The sequence below is a fragment of the Catenuloplanes japonicus genome, from assembly GCF_000717135.1.
Classification (GTDB): domain Bacteria; phylum Actinomycetota; class Actinomycetes; order Mycobacteriales; family Micromonosporaceae; genus Catenuloplanes; species Catenuloplanes japonicus.
Genome location: NZ_JNXY01000007.1, coordinates 1 through 16,007, shown reverse-complemented (window position 1 = coordinate 16,007; position 16,007 = coordinate 1). Strand labels below are relative to the sequence as shown.

Annotated in this window: 15 protein-coding genes and 1 pseudogene; 9 read left to right on the top strand and 7 right to left on the bottom strand. The window is 71.6% G+C overall.

Features of this window, described 5'->3' with window-relative positions:
- Positions 1-105: 105 nt before the first annotated feature.
- Positions 106-1,419, top strand: coding sequence for an MFS transporter (locus OP04_RS13240; protein ID WP_033339953.1), 1,314 nt, complete (start codon positions 106-108; stop codon positions 1,417-1,419).
- Positions 1,420-1,454: 35 nt separating this feature from the next.
- Here OP04_RS13240 and OP04_RS13235 read toward each other — a convergent pair whose 3' ends face one another.
- Together OP04_RS13235 and OP04_RS13230 are read right to left on the bottom strand one after the other, a co-directional pair.
- Entirely contained in the window at positions 1,455-2,261 is an 807-nt protein-coding gene (locus OP04_RS13235; RefSeq protein WP_033339952.1) for an ABC transporter ATP-binding protein, read from the bottom strand.
- Between the two features lie 33 nt (positions 2,262-2,294).
- A complete protein-coding gene (locus tag OP04_RS13230) occupies positions 2,295-2,561 on the bottom strand; it encodes a hypothetical protein (protein ID WP_033339951.1) in 267 nt (88 codons plus the stop codon).
- A gap of 189 nt (positions 2,562-2,750) precedes the next feature.
- On the opposite strand from OP04_RS13230, the gene OP04_RS13225 reads away from it, so the two are divergent.
- From OP04_RS13225 to OP04_RS13210, 4 genes are all read left to right on the top strand, one after another.
- A complete protein-coding gene (locus OP04_RS13225) occupies positions 2,751-3,335 on the top strand; it encodes a GNAT family N-acetyltransferase (protein WP_033339950.1) in 585 nt (194 codons plus the stop codon).
- A 145-nt stretch (positions 3,336-3,480) separates the two neighbouring features.
- On the top strand, positions 3,481-4,800 hold the full coding sequence (locus OP04_RS13220) for a lysine N(6)-hydroxylase/L-ornithine N(5)-oxygenase family protein (protein WP_033339949.1): 1,320 nt from the start codon (positions 3,481-3,483) through the stop codon (positions 4,798-4,800).
- A complete protein-coding gene (locus OP04_RS13215; RefSeq protein WP_033339948.1) occupies positions 4,797-5,027 on the top strand; it encodes a phosphopantetheine-binding protein in 231 nt (76 codons plus the stop codon). The genes OP04_RS13220 and OP04_RS13215 overlap by 4 nt, the downstream gene beginning before the upstream one ends.
- 4 nt (positions 5,028-5,031) lie before the next feature.
- Positions 5,032-5,835: an alpha/beta fold hydrolase gene (locus OP04_RS13210; protein WP_033339947.1), complete on the top strand. Its 804-nt coding sequence runs from the start codon at positions 5,032-5,034 to the stop codon at positions 5,833-5,835.
- Between the two features lie 55 nt (positions 5,836-5,890).
- Here the strand turns inward: OP04_RS13210 and OP04_RS13205 are convergent, their stop codons facing one another.
- Complete coding sequence (locus OP04_RS13205; protein ID WP_033339946.1) at positions 5,891-6,283, bottom strand: hypothetical protein; 393 nt, start codon at positions 6,281-6,283, stop codon at positions 5,891-5,893.
- A 682-nt stretch (positions 6,284-6,965) separates the two neighbouring features.
- On the opposite strand from OP04_RS13205, the gene OP04_RS13200 reads away from it, so the two are divergent.
- Both OP04_RS13200 and OP04_RS55580 read left to right on the top strand, forming a co-directional pair.
- Entirely contained in the window at positions 6,966-7,325 is a 360-nt protein-coding gene (locus OP04_RS13200; RefSeq protein ID WP_033339945.1) for an STAS domain-containing protein, read from the top strand.
- 85 nt (positions 7,326-7,410) lie between these two features.
- Positions 7,411-8,148: pseudogene (locus OP04_RS55580) on the top strand (serine/threonine-protein kinase); the annotation flags it as partial.
- 17 nt (positions 8,149-8,165) lie between these two features.
- On the opposite strand, the gene surE reads toward OP04_RS55580, so the two are convergent.
- On the bottom strand, positions 8,166-8,963 hold the full coding sequence (gene surE, locus OP04_RS13190) for a 5'/3'-nucleotidase SurE (protein ID WP_063746601.1): 798 nt from the start codon (positions 8,961-8,963) through the stop codon (positions 8,166-8,168).
- Positions 8,964-9,097: 134 nt separating this feature from the next.
- Between surE and OP04_RS13185 the strand changes: the two genes are divergently transcribed.
- Positions 9,098-10,219: a cellulose-binding domain-containing protein gene (locus tag OP04_RS13185; protein WP_051797802.1), complete on the top strand. Its 1,122-nt coding sequence runs from the start codon at positions 9,098-9,100 to the stop codon at positions 10,217-10,219.
- 6 nt (positions 10,220-10,225) lie between these two features.
- Here the strand turns inward: OP04_RS13185 and OP04_RS13180 are convergent, their stop codons facing one another.
- The 3 genes from OP04_RS13180 to OP04_RS13170 form a co-directional block, all read right to left on the bottom strand.
- A complete protein-coding gene (locus OP04_RS13180) occupies positions 10,226-11,137 on the bottom strand; it encodes a cation diffusion facilitator family transporter (RefSeq protein WP_033339942.1) in 912 nt (303 codons plus the stop codon).
- Positions 11,138-11,217: 80 nt separating this feature from the next.
- Entirely contained in the window at positions 11,218-11,547 is a 330-nt protein-coding gene (locus OP04_RS13175) for a MerR family transcriptional regulator (RefSeq protein ID WP_033339941.1), read from the bottom strand.
- A gap of 498 nt (positions 11,548-12,045) precedes the next feature.
- Positions 12,046-14,556 (bottom strand): ABC transporter permease, encoded by a 2,511-nt coding sequence (locus OP04_RS13170; RefSeq protein WP_157239783.1) that lies wholly within the window; start codon positions 14,554-14,556, stop codon positions 12,046-12,048.
- A gap of 150 nt (positions 14,557-14,706) precedes the next feature.
- Between OP04_RS13170 and OP04_RS13165 the strand changes: the two genes are divergently transcribed.
- Positions 14,707-15,636 (top strand): SMP-30/gluconolactonase/LRE family protein, encoded by a 930-nt coding sequence (locus tag OP04_RS13165; RefSeq protein ID WP_033340104.1) that lies wholly within the window; start codon positions 14,707-14,709, stop codon positions 15,634-15,636.
- Positions 15,637-16,007: the final 371 nt, after the last annotated feature.

Sequence of the window (16,007 nt, the reverse complement as noted above, 5' to 3'; positions counted from 1 at the left end):
CTCCTCTGTCGTTTACACCATCTTCATATTGAAGGATTGCCGGATCGTTCTACGATTTCCTACAGTGTGGCATACGGCACATCGGATCCCACAGAGGAGCCCGTCATGACGACCCGTAACCCGAAGGAAGCCCGCCGCGTCATCATCGCCAGTCTGGTCGGCACCTCACTGGAGTGGTACGACTTCTTTCTCTACGCCTCCGCCGCCGCGCTCGTCTTCGGCAAGCTGTTCTTCCCCACGTTCGAGCCGCTCACCGCCACGCTGCTGGCGTTCACCACCTATGCGGTCGGTTTCGTCGCCCGCCCGCTCGGCGGCATCGTCTTCGGCCACTTCGGCGACCGGGTCGGCCGCAAGGGCGTGCTGGTCGTGACGCTGATCCTGATGGGCGGCGCCACGTTTCTCATCGGCCTGCTGCCGACGCACGCCACCATCGGCATCGCCGCGCCCCTCCTGCTGGTGTCCCTGCGATTCCTGCAGGGCCTCGGCCTCGGCGGCGAGTGGGGCGGCGCGGTCGTGATGTCGCTGGAGCACGGCGACCCGGCACGGCGCGGCCTCTCCGCATCGTGGCCGCAGGTGGGCGTGCCGGCCGGCAACCTGCTCGCGTCCGGCGTGCTCTGGCTGCTCTCCGCCACGCTCTCGGAGGATGCCTTTCTCGGCTGGGGGTGGCGCATCCCGTTCCTTCTGTCTGGCCTGCTTGTGCTGGTGGGCCTCTGGATCCGCGTCTCGGTCACGGAGTCGCCGGCGTTTGCGGCCGTCGAGTCGCACGGCGTCAAGGCGAAGCTCCCGCTGATCGAGGTGCTCCGCCGTCACCCGCGCGGCCTGCTGGTCGCGATGGCCGCGCGCATCGGCACGGACGTGGCGTTCTACACGTTCTCGCTCTACGTGCTGACCTACGTCACCGGCACGGTCGGCCTGCCGCGCACGGTGGCGCTGACCGGCGTGCTGGTCGCCTCCGGCCTGCAGTTGCTGCTCATTCCGTACTTCGGCGCGCTCTCCGACCGGGTCGGCCGCCGGCCGGTCTACGCGGCCGGCGCGATCGCGGCCGCGGTCTGGGCGTTCGCGTTCTTCCCGCTGCTCGACACCGGGAACACGCTGGTCATCGTGCTGACCGTGGTGGTCGCGCTGGCCACGCACGCCACGATGTACGGCCCGCAGGCCGCGTTCGTCGCGGAGCTGTTCTCCACCCGGCTGCGCTACTCGGGCGCGTCGATGGGCTACCAGATCGCCGGCATCTTCGGCGGTGCGCTCGCGCCGATCATCGCCATCAAGCTGGTCGCGTCGACGGGGAGCGCGTTCGCGGTCTCCGTCTACGTCGCCGCCGCGCTGCTGCTCACGCTGGTCGCGCTGGCCTTCGCACCGGAGACGTCCCGTTTTCCGGCGCTCGACCTGGACGAGGAGCCCGCGCCGGTCAAGGCCTGATCCATCGCCTGCCTGATGTCCTCAGCGCGAGGGCATCAGGCGGCGATCGTGACCGGTGCCGCGCGGCGGCGGGCGGCCGGGACGACCAGCGGCGTGCCGGACTCCGGGTCCGGGACCACGCGGCACTGCAGGCCGAAGACGTCGTGCACCAGGTCGGCCGTGATGATGTCGCCGGGCGCGCCCTGGGCCACGATCGCGCCGTCGCGCATGGCGATCAGGTGCGTGGCGTACCGGCAGGCCTGGTTGAGGTCGTGCAGCACCGCGACCATGGTGCGGCCGGCCTCCTGCAGGTCCGCGCAGAGGTCGAGCACCTCGATCTGGTGCGTGATGTCGAGGAACGTGGTCGGCTCGTCGAGCAGCAGGATGTCCGTCTGCTGGGCCAGCGCCATCGCCAGCCACACGCGCTGCCGCTGGCCGCCGGAGAGCTCGTCGACGACCCGGCCGGACAGCTCGGCGACGCCGGTCGCGGCCATCGCCTCCGCGACCACGCGCTCGTCCTCGCGCGACCACTGCCGCAGCAGCCGCTGGTGCGGGAAACGGCCGCGCCCGACCAGGTCCGCGACCGTGATGCCGTCCGGCGCTATCGAGGTCTGGGGGAGCAGTCCGAGGCGGCGGGCGACCTCCTTGGCCGGGTAGGAGCCGATGCCCTTCCCGTCGAGCAGCACGGTGCCGGTGCGCGGCTTGAGCATGCGGGACAGCGCGCGGAGCAGCGTGGACTTGCCGCATGCGTTCGGCCCGACGATCACGGTGAAGGAGTTGTCCGGGATCTCCACGCTGAGACCGGTGGCCACGACGCGCGCGTCATACGCCAGCGTCAGCCCATCGGCGCTAAGCCTGCTCACGGTGCCTACCCCTCACGACGGACTCAGGTGAGGCTAGCCTAACAACTTGCGGCGAAGGATCGCGATCAGCCGTCGCGCGTCCGTCGACGGCGACATGGTGACCAGCTCCCAGCCGTAGGCGTCGAGGTGCTCCACCGCGGCCATCAGGCGCGCCAGCCGCTCCGGCTCGACCGAGCCGTCGGAGAGCACGGCCAGATGTTTGTAGTGGTAGTCCCGCAGGTCCGCGCGTCCCTCCAGCACCGCGCCGACCGACACCTGCCGGGTCTGGACGATCTCCTCGGGGGACTGCTGCCGCGCCATGGTCCACACCGTATCGACCCCGGATCACGATCAAAGCCGGCGGGGGTACGGGTGGGAGCCGCTCCTTGCCACGTCACCCTCGCGGCCCTTAGGTTAGGGTCGCCTAAGCTTCTGTGGGCGTGAGGGCGGTCGATGTCCAGCGCACCCCTCGCGCTCTGTGTGCAGTGCCCGGACCGAAGTGGAGCGAGCATGAGTCGCGAGGTCACCGAAGGGCTGGCGGAGGCCGTGGTCGCGGCCGGTGCGCCGCCCGAGCCGAAGCTGTCCGCGCCGTGGTCGCTGCGCCCGGCCGCCTCCGACGAGGACGTCGCGCTGGTCGCACGCTGGATGGCCGCGCCGCACGTGGACCTGTTCTGGGAGCAGGCCTGGCCGGTCGCGCGGTGGCGGGCCGCGATCGACGGCCAGCTGGGCGGCGACTACTCCCGGCCGTACGTCGTGTCCTACGAGGACGCGCCGCTGGCCTACGTCGAGATCTACCGGGTGGCCCGCGACGTGGTCGGCCTGCAGTACGACGCGGACGCCCACGATCTGGGCATTCACCTGGCGATCGGCGAGCGGGCGTCGACCGGGCGCGGGCTGGGCCGGGCCATGGTGCGGGCGGTGGCGGACGGCCTGTTCGAGGCGGATCCGCGGTGCGCGGTGGTGGTGGCGGACCCGGACGAGCGGCACGGGATGGCACGGCGGATGTTCGCCGGTGCCGGTTTCACGCTCTGGGGCGTGCGGGATCTGGGCCACAAGCGGGCCGCCATTCTGCGCTATGTACGCCCTGCTGTTTAAGCAGCATATATGTAGATATACATCACATTCGACGTCTTTACCGGTACGAAATATTAGGTTAGCCTTACCTCACTCATTGGGCGGACTCGTGCACACACCGTAGTGGCGGCGCCGGTCCCGGCCGTACCAGAGAAGGGCTTGTGCCTTGAGCGAACCGGAAACCCCGGTCTATGACCTGGTCGGGATCGGATTTGGCCCGTCGAATCTGGCGCTCGCCGTCGCGGTGCAGGAGCACAACGACCGCGTGGCGCCGGCCGAGGCGCTGCGCACGGTGTTCCTGGAGCGGCAGAGCGGCTTCGGCTGGCACCGCGGCATGCTCTTCGAGGACGCCACCATGCAGGTCTCGTTCCTCAAGGATCTGGTGACGCTGCGCAACCCGTCGAGCGACTTCAGCTTCGTCTCCTACCTGCACGAGCGCGGCCGGCTGGTCGACTTCGTCAACCACAAGACGCTGTTCCCGCTGCGCATCGAGTTCCACGACTACCTGGCCTGGGCGGCCGCGCGGATGGACCACCTGGTGGCCTACGACGCCGAGGTCACCGACGTGCTGCCGGTGCACGACGAGTCCGGCGAGGTGGTCTGCTTCGACGTGGTGGCGCGCGACGGCGTGCGCCGCGCCCGCAACGTGGTGATCGCGCTCGGCCTGGAGCTGAGCCTGCCGCCGGAGGCGAAGCTCTCCGCCCGCGTCTGGCACAACCTCGACCTGCTGGGCCGGCTGTCCACGCTGCCGGAGGCGGCGCCGCGCCGGTTCGTCGTGGTGGGCGCCGGGCAGAGCGCGGCCGAGGTGGTCGGCCACCTGCACGAGCGTTACCCGTCCGCCGAGGTCTGCTCCGTCTTCTACCGGTACGGCTACAGCCCGGCCGACGACAGCTCGTTCGCGAACCGGATCTTCGACCCGGAGGCGGTGGACCTCTACTACGACGCGCCGGCCGACGTGAAGCGCATGCTCTTCGACTACCACCGCAACACGAACTACTCCGTGGTGGACATCGACCTGATCGACGACCTCTACCGGCGCGTCTACCGGGAGAAGGTGCTCGGCCGCGAGCGCCTGCGCATGCTCAACGCGTCCCGCGTGGTCGACGTGGCCCCGCGCGAGGACGGCGTCACGGTCACGGTCGAGGCACTGCCGACCGGCGACCGGCAGCAGCTCGACGCGGATGTGCTGGTCTACGCGACCGGCTACCGCCCGGTGGACCCGGTGCGGCTGCTCGGCACGGCCGGGCCGCTCGCGCGGCGTACCGGTGAGGGGCTCGTCGATGTGGATCGTGACTACCGCGTCGGGACGGTGGCGGGCGTGCGCGCCGGCATCTACCTGCAGGGCGGCACCGAGCACGTGCACGGCATCACCTCCACGCTGCTGTCCAACGTGGCGATCCGGTCCGGCGAGATCGTGCGCGCGGTGGCCGCCACGCCGCGGGTCGACGTCGCCGCGCCGCTCGCGCTGGTGCGGGGCGCGTCGTGACCGCGCTCGGCCGGGACCGGATCCGGGCGGACGTGGCCGAGGCGCTCGGCGAGAGCCCGGACGGCCTCACCGACGACGAGAACCTGCTGGACCGCGGCCTCGACTCGATCCGGATCATGACGCTGGTCGAGAAGTGGCGGCAGGACGGGCACGAGGCCGGTTACCTGGACCTGGCGGAGAACCCCACGGTCGCGGGCTGGCAGTCCGTGCTCGCCCGCGGGGACTGAGCACGTGCCGTTCCTCGACCTCGACGGCGTGCGGCTGCACGTGGACGACACCGGCGCCGGACCGCCGGTGCTGCTGATCGCCGGGACCGGTGCGCGCGGCCGCACCTGGCACCTGCACCAGGTCCCGGCGCTGGTCGCGGCCGGGTACCGGGTGGTCACCTACGACAACCGGGGCATCCCGCCGAGCACGGTCACGCCGGCCATGACCATAGACGACCTGGTCCGGGACGCGGCCGGCGTGATCGAGTCGCTGGGCCTCGGGCCGTGCCGGGTGGCCGGGCACTCGATGGGCGCGCAGATCGCGCAGGAGCTGTGCCTGGCCCGGCCGGACCTGGTCGGCCGCGTTGCGCTGCTCGGCGCGCGCGGCCGGGACGACGCGTTCTGCACCGCGCTGCTGCACGCGGACCGGGAGCTGTTCGACCGGGGGACGATGCTGCCTCCGGGGTACGCCGCGGTGGTGCGCGCGAGCCAGAACCTGTCACCGCACACGCTCGCGGACGACCGTGCCGTGCGCGACTGGCTGGACATCTTCCAGCTGCCGGGCCCGCCGGACGACGGCAAGGGGACGCGTGCGCAGCTGGACGTGGACCTGATGGGGGACCGGCTGGAGGCGTACCGGGGGATCCGCACGCCCGCGCTGGTGCTGTCGTTCACGGACGACATCGTGGCGCCGCCGGCGCGGGGCAGGGAGATCGCCGGCGTGATCCCGGGCGCGCGGTACGCGGAGATCCCGCGCGCGGGTCACTACGGCTACTTCGAGCAGCCCGAGGCCGTCAACGCGGCGCTGCTGGAGTTCTTCGGGGCATGACCGTCCGGGGCATGAAGAAGGGGACGCCGTGGCGTCCCCTTCCGCACCGTGTGCGTCAGTCGTTCAGACCGACCGGCGTCCGGTCGCCGGTGTAGATCGCCACCACCTCGTCGGCGTCGTCGATCTCATCGTCGGCCGGGCGCTCCGCCAGCGTCCGGCGCGCGGCGACGGTCACCGCGAAACCGGCGAGCGCGCCGATCACCGCGGCGCCCGCGATCCACGTCCAGGGCATGGACCGGCGACGGCCGGCGAGCGCGTCCAGCGCGGCGGAAGCGCGGTACTTGGCCTCGCTCCCGGCCGCGCCGAGCGTGCCGGCGGCGGAACTGACCGTGCTGCGGGTGCTGCCGGCCAGATCTCCGGCCGACTCCACCGTGTGCTTGAGGTATTCCCAGGCCTGCTGGGTCGCCTTCTCGGTCTTGCTCTTCCGGTGAAGCAGATTGGTTCCCATAGCTCTACCTCCTCCAGGTCCTTGCCGGCCACCAGAGAAAGCGCGGCGCCCGTGCAACTCGTTCGCGTGAGCCCTGCGATGTGGGTGCCCCCGGATCGGCCTGGGCAAACCCTCGCGTGCCGATTGACACGGTCCGTGTGCGGCGTCACGTATGCCCAGGTCGGATGCGGGCGCCACCCGGAGGGGGGATATGTTTCCTGTTGGTTTCGGCGCCGGACCCTTGGCGCCGGGCACCGCCGCGTGGGTGGTACCCCGATCGGGTACCCCCGCGGCGGGTTCCGCGCCCCCGATCGGGTGACCGGCGCGGGCGCTGCGGATATTCGCACGGCGCGGGAAAAGGGGCGGCAGGTACCAGGTGTCCCTTGCTAACCTCTGTCACCGTCCGTCACGCGGGAAACCCTTTTCCGATCAGCCACTCAGCTTCCACACAGGCGAAGTTGGTTCGCTGTCGCTATGGTGGTGCGGGTCGCGAGCCCGGAGGGGTCGGTGCCCGCGAGGATGGGATGCTTTGTATGCACTATGGGCGTTTTGACTGATTTGGCGCTGAGATTCACGCTGCAGATCCGTGAAAATGCCATGTGTCGAAGGACTAGCGACCGGGCTTGGCGGCGGAATACGCTCGGTCGCGGCCCGCGCACTTTAGAGACTCTGTTGAATCACGGTGTTGGGTGGAGGTGCTCGCGTGAGCCTGTCGATCATCACGACCATGCTCCCCAATGATGTCGTCGAGATCGCTCCGCGCGGAGAAATCGATGTTGACACGGCACATGAGATCCGCGAAGCGGTCTCAGCGGTGCTGACCAAGGGGCGCCCGTCCCGCATCGAGCTGAACATGCGACTGGTCAGCTTCATCGACTCGGTCGGCATCAGCGCGCTCGTCTCGGGCTTCCAAGCCTCCGAGGTGAGCGGCTGCAAGCTCGCGGTGACGCAGCCCAGCCGGTTCGTTCACCGGCAACTCTGGGTGACCGGGCTTCTCGGCCTGTTCGGTGCCCCGGAGCCCTATTTCGCGGACGCGGTGCCGGAAGCTCCCGCGGGAGCCTGACAACGCGGGTCTTGCCCGGCGCGAGCCGCTGCGGAAGAGTCCACTCGTGGCCTCCTCGCAGCTCAACGCCGGGCGGACCCTGCGGATGGGCACCGCCCTCGCCCGGCGCTACGTTCTGATCGGCCCCGTCGCGTGGGGTGGCGTGTCCACGGTCTACCGCGCGATCGACTCGCTCTACGGGCGCGCCGCCGCGGTCAAGGTGCTCGGCTCGGACGATCCCGGTGTCCGCGAGCGCGTGCGTCTCGAGGCCCGCATCACCGCGCGGCTCGTCCACCCCGGCGTGCCCCGCGTCTACGACTACGGCGACGCCGTGGCCGACGGACGCACCGTGCCCTACGTGGTGATGGAGCTGCTCACCGGCGTCTCGCTGGCCGGCAGGGTCGCCGGTGGCCCGCTGCCCTGGCGCGAGGCGGTCCGCATCGCCGCCACCGTCACGGACGTGCTCGCGGCCGCCCACCGCCGTGGCGTCGTGCACCGCGACCTGAACCCGTCGAACGTCATGCTCACCTCGCACGGCATCAAGATCGTCGACTTCGGGCTGGCCGCGCTGATCGAGCCGGAGGGGCGGCGCCGGGCCCGGCCCGGCCCGCCACCGTCGCCGGCCGACGACGTCTACGCGGCCGGCGTGCTGCTCTACCAGCTGCTCACCGGGCGGTCGCCGTACCCGGGGGCACGGTCCGGCGCGCTGCTCGCCGGGCCGATGCACGGGCTCGCGCCCACGCCGGTGCTGCCGATCGACGGGCTGCCGCCCTCGGTCGCGGAGGCCTGCCGGTGGAGCATGCGCAAGCCACCGGCGGAGCGGCCCACCGCGGAGGAGCTGGCCAGGGCGCTGTGGCGCGGTTACGAGAGCGCGGGCAGTTCCAGCGCGCGGTCGTCGTCCACGGACGTGAGCGGCGTGACCGTGGCCCAGCCGTCGGCCAGCAGCCCCAGGTCGGTGCCGGGCGCGCCACGCTCCTCGCTGATCCGCATGCCGGTCCGCAGGTAGCCCTCGCCGGACTCGTCCAGCGTCACGGTCACCTGGCCGAAGCCGGCCGGCGCCGCGCGGCGTACCCCCTTGAGATCCTGGGCCTTCACGTCCGGGACGTTGAGGTTGAGCACGGTGCCGGCGGGCAGGCCGGTCAGTACGTCCAGCAGGCCCACCGCGGTGCCGGCGGCGACGTCCCAGTTCCGCCCCTCGTCCGTGGCCTCGCTCAGCGCGTGCAGCGAGCCACCGGCCAGCGGCGAGACCACGTCCAGCGAGACCGCGATCGCGGAGATCCCGCCGGCCGCGGCCGTGAGCGCGGCACCGACCGTCCCGGAGTGGATCACCGCGTGGCCCGCGTTCGCGCCGCGGTTCGGGCCGGAGAGCACCACGTCCGGTGCCGGGCCGAACGCGTCCCGTAGCGCCAGCACCACGATGAACGCGGGGGAGGCGTCGACGCCGTAGGCCGGCACGTCCGGCAGCCCGTCGAACTCGTGCGGTTCCGCCCCGATCCGTTTGTCCTCGGTGCGCGTGGCGATCAGCGCGGCGCTGTAACCGCTGTGCTCCGAACTCGGCGCGGCCACCACCACCTCGTGGCCGGCCCGCACCGCCGCCGCGGCCAGGGCCCGGAGCCCGATCGCGTGAATGCCGTCGTCGTTCGTGATGAGAACCCGCATGACGTCCATTGTCGCCGCGCGCGGTCCGTTCGTGGCTAGAATGATGGGCGTCGATGGATTCGGGAGCCGGGCAGCCGTCCTCGTCAGCTTCGGCCCGCCGTGTCCGCGGCGGTGCCATCCGGAAGGATCCTTCCTTGGCAGCAGCACGTCATCTTCTCGCCGTCCTCACCGCGGCGCTGGTCGCGGTCGCGGCCGGCTGGGCGCTCGCTCCCTCGGCGAACGCCGCCGCGGGTTGCGCCGTCGACTACACGGTCAACCAGTGGGCCGGCGGGTTCACCGCGAACGTGAGGGTCAGCCCCGGCGCGTCCTCGGTCAGCGGCTGGACCGTCACCTGGACCTACCCGGGCGACTCACGGATCACCAACGCGTGGAACGCGCAGGTCAACCAGTCCGGGGCCGCGGTCACCGCGGTCAATCTCGGCTGGAACGGGAACATTCCGGCGAACGGTGCGGCCGAGTTCGGTGTCCAGGGCACGTTCTCGTCCGGCAACGGGGCGCCGACCGGCTTCACGCTCAACGGGGTCCCTTGTAACGGCTCAGACCCGGTCCCCACGGGATCGCCGACGCCCACTCCGTCACCCGGCGTGGGCTGTGGCACCGGGACGGTGCTCTGTGACGACTTCGAGTCGCAGACCGGCACCGCGCCCGCCGGCGCCTGGACCATCACGTCCCAGGACTGCTCCGGACTGGGCGCCGCGACCGTGGACCCCACCACGGCGCACAGCGGCACCCGCTCGATCAAGATCGCCGGTGCGGCGGGGTACTGCAATCACGTGTTCGTCCGTGCCGCGCCCGCCGCGTTCAGCTTCGGCCGGTTCTACGTCCGGCACACCACCGCGCTCCCGGCCGCGCACGTCACCTTCCTGGCGATGCGCGACGCCAACGACGGCAACACGGACCTGCGGATGGGCGGTCAGAACGCGGCGCTGCAGTGGAACCGGCAGTCCGACGACGCCACGCTGCCCGAGCAGAGCCCGGCCGGGGTGGCGCTCAGCCGCCCACTGCCGCTCAACGCCTGGACCTGCGTGGAGTTCCGCGTCGAAGGGTCTCAGTTGCAGACCTGGGTCGACGGCGCCGAGGTGACCGGCCTGCAGGTGGACGGCGTGCCCACGCCGGACGTGGACCGGCAGTGGCTGACCAGGACGTGGCGTCCCGCGCTGACCGACTTCCGGCTCGGCTGGGAGAGCTACGGCGACGGTGCGGACACACTCTGGTACGACGACGTGGCGCTCGGCGCGTCCCGGATCGGCTGCTGAGACGCCCTACCAGGAGCTGGGGCCGCAGGGCGTCGGAGTCTGCGGCTCCAGCTGGAGCGTGGCGTGGTCGATGTGGAAGTCGTGGTGCAGCGCCTCACGTGCTGTGGTCAGCACCATCGACGCCTCCGCGGCCGGCTCCAGGCGCAGGTGCGCGCTGGCCACGTCCATGCCCGAGGTCAGCGTCCAGACGTGCAGGTCGTGCACGTCGCACACGCCCGGCACCTCGGCCAGCCGGGACCGGACCGCGGTCACGTCCAGGTGCGCGGGCGCGGCCTGGACCAGGATGCGCAGCGCGGCCATGCCCAGCTTCCAGGTGCGCGGCACGATCAGCACGGCCACGACCACGGCGACCAGCGGGTCCGCGTACCACCAGCCGGTGACGGAGATGACCAGCGCGGCCACGATCACGCCGACCGAGGAGAAAAGGTCGCCGAGCACCTCCAGGTAGGCGCCGCGCACGTTCAGGCTCTCCTTCGCGCCGGAGCGCAGCAGCGCGAACGCGATCAGGTTGACGATCAGGCCGCCGACCGCGACCAGCAGCATCGGGCCGGTCGCCACCTCGTGCGGTGCGCCCAGGCGGCGTACCGCCTCGATCAGCACGTAGACCGCGACGCCGGTGAGCAGTAGTGCGTTGGCGAGCGCGGCCAGCACCTCCAGCCGGTACAGCCCGAACGTGTGCTGATCGCCGCCCGCCGCCTTGGCCGCCGCGGTCATCGCGGCCAGCGCCATGGCGATGCCGAGCACGTCGGTGAACATGTGCCCCGCGTCGGACAGCAGCGCCAGCGACCCGCTCAGGACCGCCGCCACCGCCTCGACCAGCAGGAACACGGCGAGCAGCGCGACGGCCGCCCACAGCCTGCCCCGGTGCTTCTGCCCGGCGTCGGCCAGCGCGTGTCCGTGGTCGTGTCCTGCACCCACGAGCTACACCTTCCGTCGTGCCGTCCTCACGCACGCAATATATGTTCGTATTGCTATGTATGCAAACATGGCACTGGAAATCAGTCCCGCGGCGTGCGCGGGGGTGGGATGGCGTCGCGGAGCGCGGTGAGTTCGCGGCGGGCCTCGGCCAGCTCGTCCTCCAGGCGGACGATGCGGCAGGCGGCGGTGAGCGGGAGTCCCTCGTCGAGCAGTTCCCGGGCGCGGGCCGCGAGATCGAGCTGGTGGCGGGAGTAGCGGCGGTGGCCGCCGGCCGAGCGCTGCGGGCTGATCAGCCCGGCCTCGCCGAGCGCGCGGAGGAATGCCGGCGTGGTGCCGACCAGGTCCGCGGCCGTGCCGATGGTGTAGGCGGGGTAGTTCTCGTCATGGAAGTGGCTGGGGCGGGTGGCCACCGGTGATGCCTTTCGCGCGCGTAAAGAGCCCCGGGACGCTGAGCGTCCCGGGGCCCGGGGCAGACAGTTTCCTGCTCGGTCGTCGTTCGCCTTCAGGTACGAGACCACGATGACGAACGGCGCCGCGCGAAACAATCCGAACTGCCGGGTATTTGTGCTGCCCGGCGACGGAAAACTACCCAAATCTCGTGAGCCGACCGAAATCGGCCAAGGTAGCGCTCGTGGCGACCACCCCTTTGTCGGTTGGGGACGGGATAACTTCAGATACCTGAGATATGTCGTCGCCCTCCTTACCAACTCGGCTTACAGAGCCGGGCCGCCCGAACGCTCACGCCTCTCGGCGGTGCGGAGGCTGCACCGGCGCCTCTTGCCCGGTCGCCATGCTCTCGGTCATTGCGAGCGGGCTTTCTACGAAGAAGACTAGATCCGCGACGGGCAAATATCTAGCCCCGCGACGGGAGATTTTTTAGTACAACGGTCAACAGTTTCGAGGTCACATCAACTGTCGGTCAGTGCGGACACCACGGACGCGTTCGCGGCCCGGCGCGCCGGCAGCACGGCCGCCACCAGCGCGGACAACGCCGCCACCAGGGCGAAGAGGGCCAGCTGACCGGCCGGCAGCACCGGCAGGCCGTGCCCGTACGCGCTGATCAGCCCGAGCGACGCGGCCCACCCGGTCGCCGCGCCGAACGCGATCCCGGCCAGCGCGCCGACCAGCGCCATCAGCGCGGCCTCGCTCAGCAGCATGGCGCGCAGCTGTGCCCGGGTCAGACCGAGCGCGCGCAGCGTGGCGGACTCGCGCGTGCGCTCGAAGACGGAGAGCGAGAGCGTGTTGCTGATGCCGAACAGCGCGATCAGCACGGACATACCGAGCAGCGCCGCGAAGATGGCCAGCAGCTCGTCCAGCGAGGCGGCCAGCGACTCGGCCTGGTCCGCCGCGCTCTCCACCTGCACCAGCGGATACCCGGCCAGCGCGGCGTCGACGGCCTGACGCGCGGTGGCGGTCGGGGTGCCGTCCGCCACGTCGATCAGCACGCGGTTCGGCTGCCCGGTGCCGTACGCGGCGGCGAACCCGTCCCAGGAGAGCATGATCTGCGCGTCCACCGGCGAGTCGTCGTAGAGCGCCACCACCGTGGCCGTCCCGGAACGCAGCGTGATCCGGTCGCCCAGCGAGACCCCGTAGTCCCGCCGCGCGGCCGCGGTCCCCGCACCGAGCCGGGCCAGGTCCCCCTCCACGACCTCCGGGCCCAGCGTGCCGGACGTCGCCCACACCGCCGCGTCGCCGTAGAAGCGCGGATCCGTCTCCCGCGAGGCCAGCCGCACCGGCGCGACCACGGCCAGTTCCGGGCGGGCGGCCAGCGCGTCGATCACGGCCTGCGGCACGCCGTCCGCCGCGGTCACCGGCCCGTCCACGTTCACCCGCTTCGGCGTGAGCACGAAGTCGACCGGGAAGTTCTCGGCCAGCTCCCGCCCGGCCTGGTCGCGCGCGGTGGCCAGCAGCACGCTGAACAGCGACATCAACGTCACGCCGATCATCAGCGCGGTGGTGGTGGCCGCGACGCGGCGCGGGTTGCGGTAGGCGTTCAGCGTCGCCAGCCGCACCGGCAGCCCGAACACGCGGGACGGCAGCCAGCCCACCGCGCGGATCACCCGCCCGATCGCCAGCGGCGCGCCCGCGGCCATTCCGAGGAACATCAGCATCGCGCCGCCCAGCACCAGCGGCAGACCGGCGAAGTCCAGCCCCAGGCCGCCCAGCAGGATCAGCAGCCCGAGCCCGATCAGCACGGCGCAGACCAGCGCGCGCGACCGGCGGCCCGTGGAACGGTGCTCGATCGTGCCCGCGTCGCGCAGCGCGGTCAGCGGCGGCACGCGGCTCGCGGCCACGGCCGGCACCAGCGCGCCCAGCAGCGTCAGCGCGGTCCCGAAGACGACCGCCACCAGCACGGTCGGCCAGCGCAGCACCAGCGCGTGGTCCGGGATCGAGGTGGCGACCAGCTCGCGCGAGACGAGCAGGCCCCAGCCGACCACCATGCTGGCCAGCACGCCGCCCAGCGATGCGATCACGCCGAGCACGGACGCCTCGATCAGCACCATGCCGAGCACCTGCGGGCGGGACGCGCCGACGCAGCGCAGCAGCGCCAGCTCACGGGCACGCTGCGCCGCCAGCACGGAGAACGTGTTGTAGATGACGAACCCGGAGACGGTCAGCGCGACCAGCCCGAAACCGATCAGCACGGAGAGGAAGCCGTCCACGTACTTCGCGGCCTCGGTCGCGAGCTCGTCCGCCAGCTCGTCGCCGGTCATGGTCCAGCCGCCCCGGACCGCCGACTGCACGCGCGAGCGCAGCTCCTCCTGGCCGACACCGGGTGCGGCGGTCGCGACCACCTGCGTGTAGCGGTCGGTGCCGGTGATCCGCAGCAGGTCGGCGTCGGTGAGCGCACCCACGGACGAGCCGCCGAAGAGCTTGTTCACGCCCAGGTCCAGCACACCGACCAGGGTGAACGCGACCGGCGTACCGTCCCGGCCGACCAGCCGCACGGTGCCGCCGAGCGTGAGGCCCTGCTGTTCCACGGTCTGCTTCTCGACCGCGATCTCGCCGGTGCTCGCCGGCACGCGGCCCTCGGCGACGTCGAAGCGGGACAGGCCCGGCTCGGCCGGCACGGAGATGCCGTAGCCGACGTGTCCGCCCGTGATCAGCAGTTTGCCGTCCGCGCCGAGCATGCCCATGTTCGCGATGACCCGGCCGTCCGCCGCGGCCACGCCGTCGACCGCGCGTACCCGGTCCAGCGTGCCGCGGTCGAGCAGGCTCCAGCCGGACCGGACCACCACGTCCACGTTCCGGGAGGACTTGGCCAGGTCGTCGTAGAACGCGGCGCGCGCGGTGTCGCCGTAGACCAGCGATCCGGCGAGGAAGCTCACACCGACCACGATCGCGGCCGCGGTCATCAGCAGCCGGACGTAGTGCGCGCGGAGGCCCGCCAGCGCGGTGCGGAGCAGCGGGTACCTCACGAGGACCGGCACGAGAGTTGATCAACAGGCGGCACGGCGCCAAGTGTGGCCTCTCAACGTTGAAGCGCCAAATAGGCGAACGTCTGCGGGAACCGGCCGGGACAGGCATGATTCGGTACGCATCAGAGACGTCCATGGATGGAGTTGATCATGCAACGCCGCACTGTTCTCTCGATCGCCGCCGCCGTTCCCGTGGCAGCGCTGGCCGCGCCGGGCACCGCGCAGGCCGCCGGTTACGCCGGCGCCGGGGTCACCACCATCGATCTGCCGGCCGGCTGGCAGCCCGAGGGCATCGCGATCGGGAGCCGCCCGTACGCCTACTTCGGCTCCCGCGCCGACGGCGCGATCTACCGGGCCAGCCTGCGTACCGGCGTGGGCAAGGTCTTCAGCCCGGGACCGGGCACGCCGTCGCTGGGCCTGAAGCTCGACGACCGCGACCGGCTCTTCGTCTCCGGCGGCACCGGCGGCGACGCGCGCGTGCTCGACGCCCGCTCCGGCGCGGTCCTGCGCTCCTACCGGCTGGCCGCGAGCGGCGCGTTCATCAACGACGTGGTGCTCACCGGCGACGGCGCGTGGTTCACCGACTCGTTCAACCCGGTGCTGTACCGGCTCGCGTTCGGCCGCCGCGGCAGCCTGCCCGCGGAGGCGACGCCGCTTGCGCTGACCGGCATCCCGTTCACCTCCGGCGGCGTCAACACCAACGGCCTCACGCTCACGCCGGACGGCCGCGCGCTCCTGGTGATCCACTCCCCGAGCGGCGTGCTCTACCGCGTCAACACCCGGACCGGCGCCGCCACCGCGGTCGACCTGGCCGGCGAGACGCTGGTCAACGGCGACGGACTGCTGCTGGAGGGCCGCACGCTCTACGCGGTCCAGAACCGCCTCAACCAGGTCGCCGCCGTCCGCCTCTCCCACGACGGCACCTCCGGCCGCGTCCTCACCCGCGTCACCGACCCGGCCTTCGACGTCCCCGCCACCGTCGCCGCGTTCGGCAACCGCCTCTGGCTCCCGAACGCGCGCTTCACCACCCCGCCCACGCCGGAAACGACCTACGCGGCCGTTTCCATCAAAAAGCCCTGAAAGCAGATATTCCCACTTCGCTGTGGTCCGGCAGCGTTGCTCCCGCGGGCACCGGTCGTCGCTGGCGCTCCTCCCTTCCGCTTCCGCGCGGCACCGGCTCAGAGCGAAGACCCACCCGGTGGCGCGGCCCACGGCGACCGTGCGGAGACGGGCGGTGGTCGCGGCATCTGCCGTGACCACCGCCCGTCTCGCGTGCTCTTCCGTGACCAGCGGCGGGACCGGCTCCGACCGGCGGACCGAAGCGGAGCGCCAGCGGAGTCTTCGGGTAGCCGGAGGTTTGCCCGCGGGAGCGACTCTGTTGCCCATTTGTGGTTGTGGATGATGGTGGTGCGGCCGGTTTTGTCGTCCTCCGGGCGTGGGTGGTGGCGGGT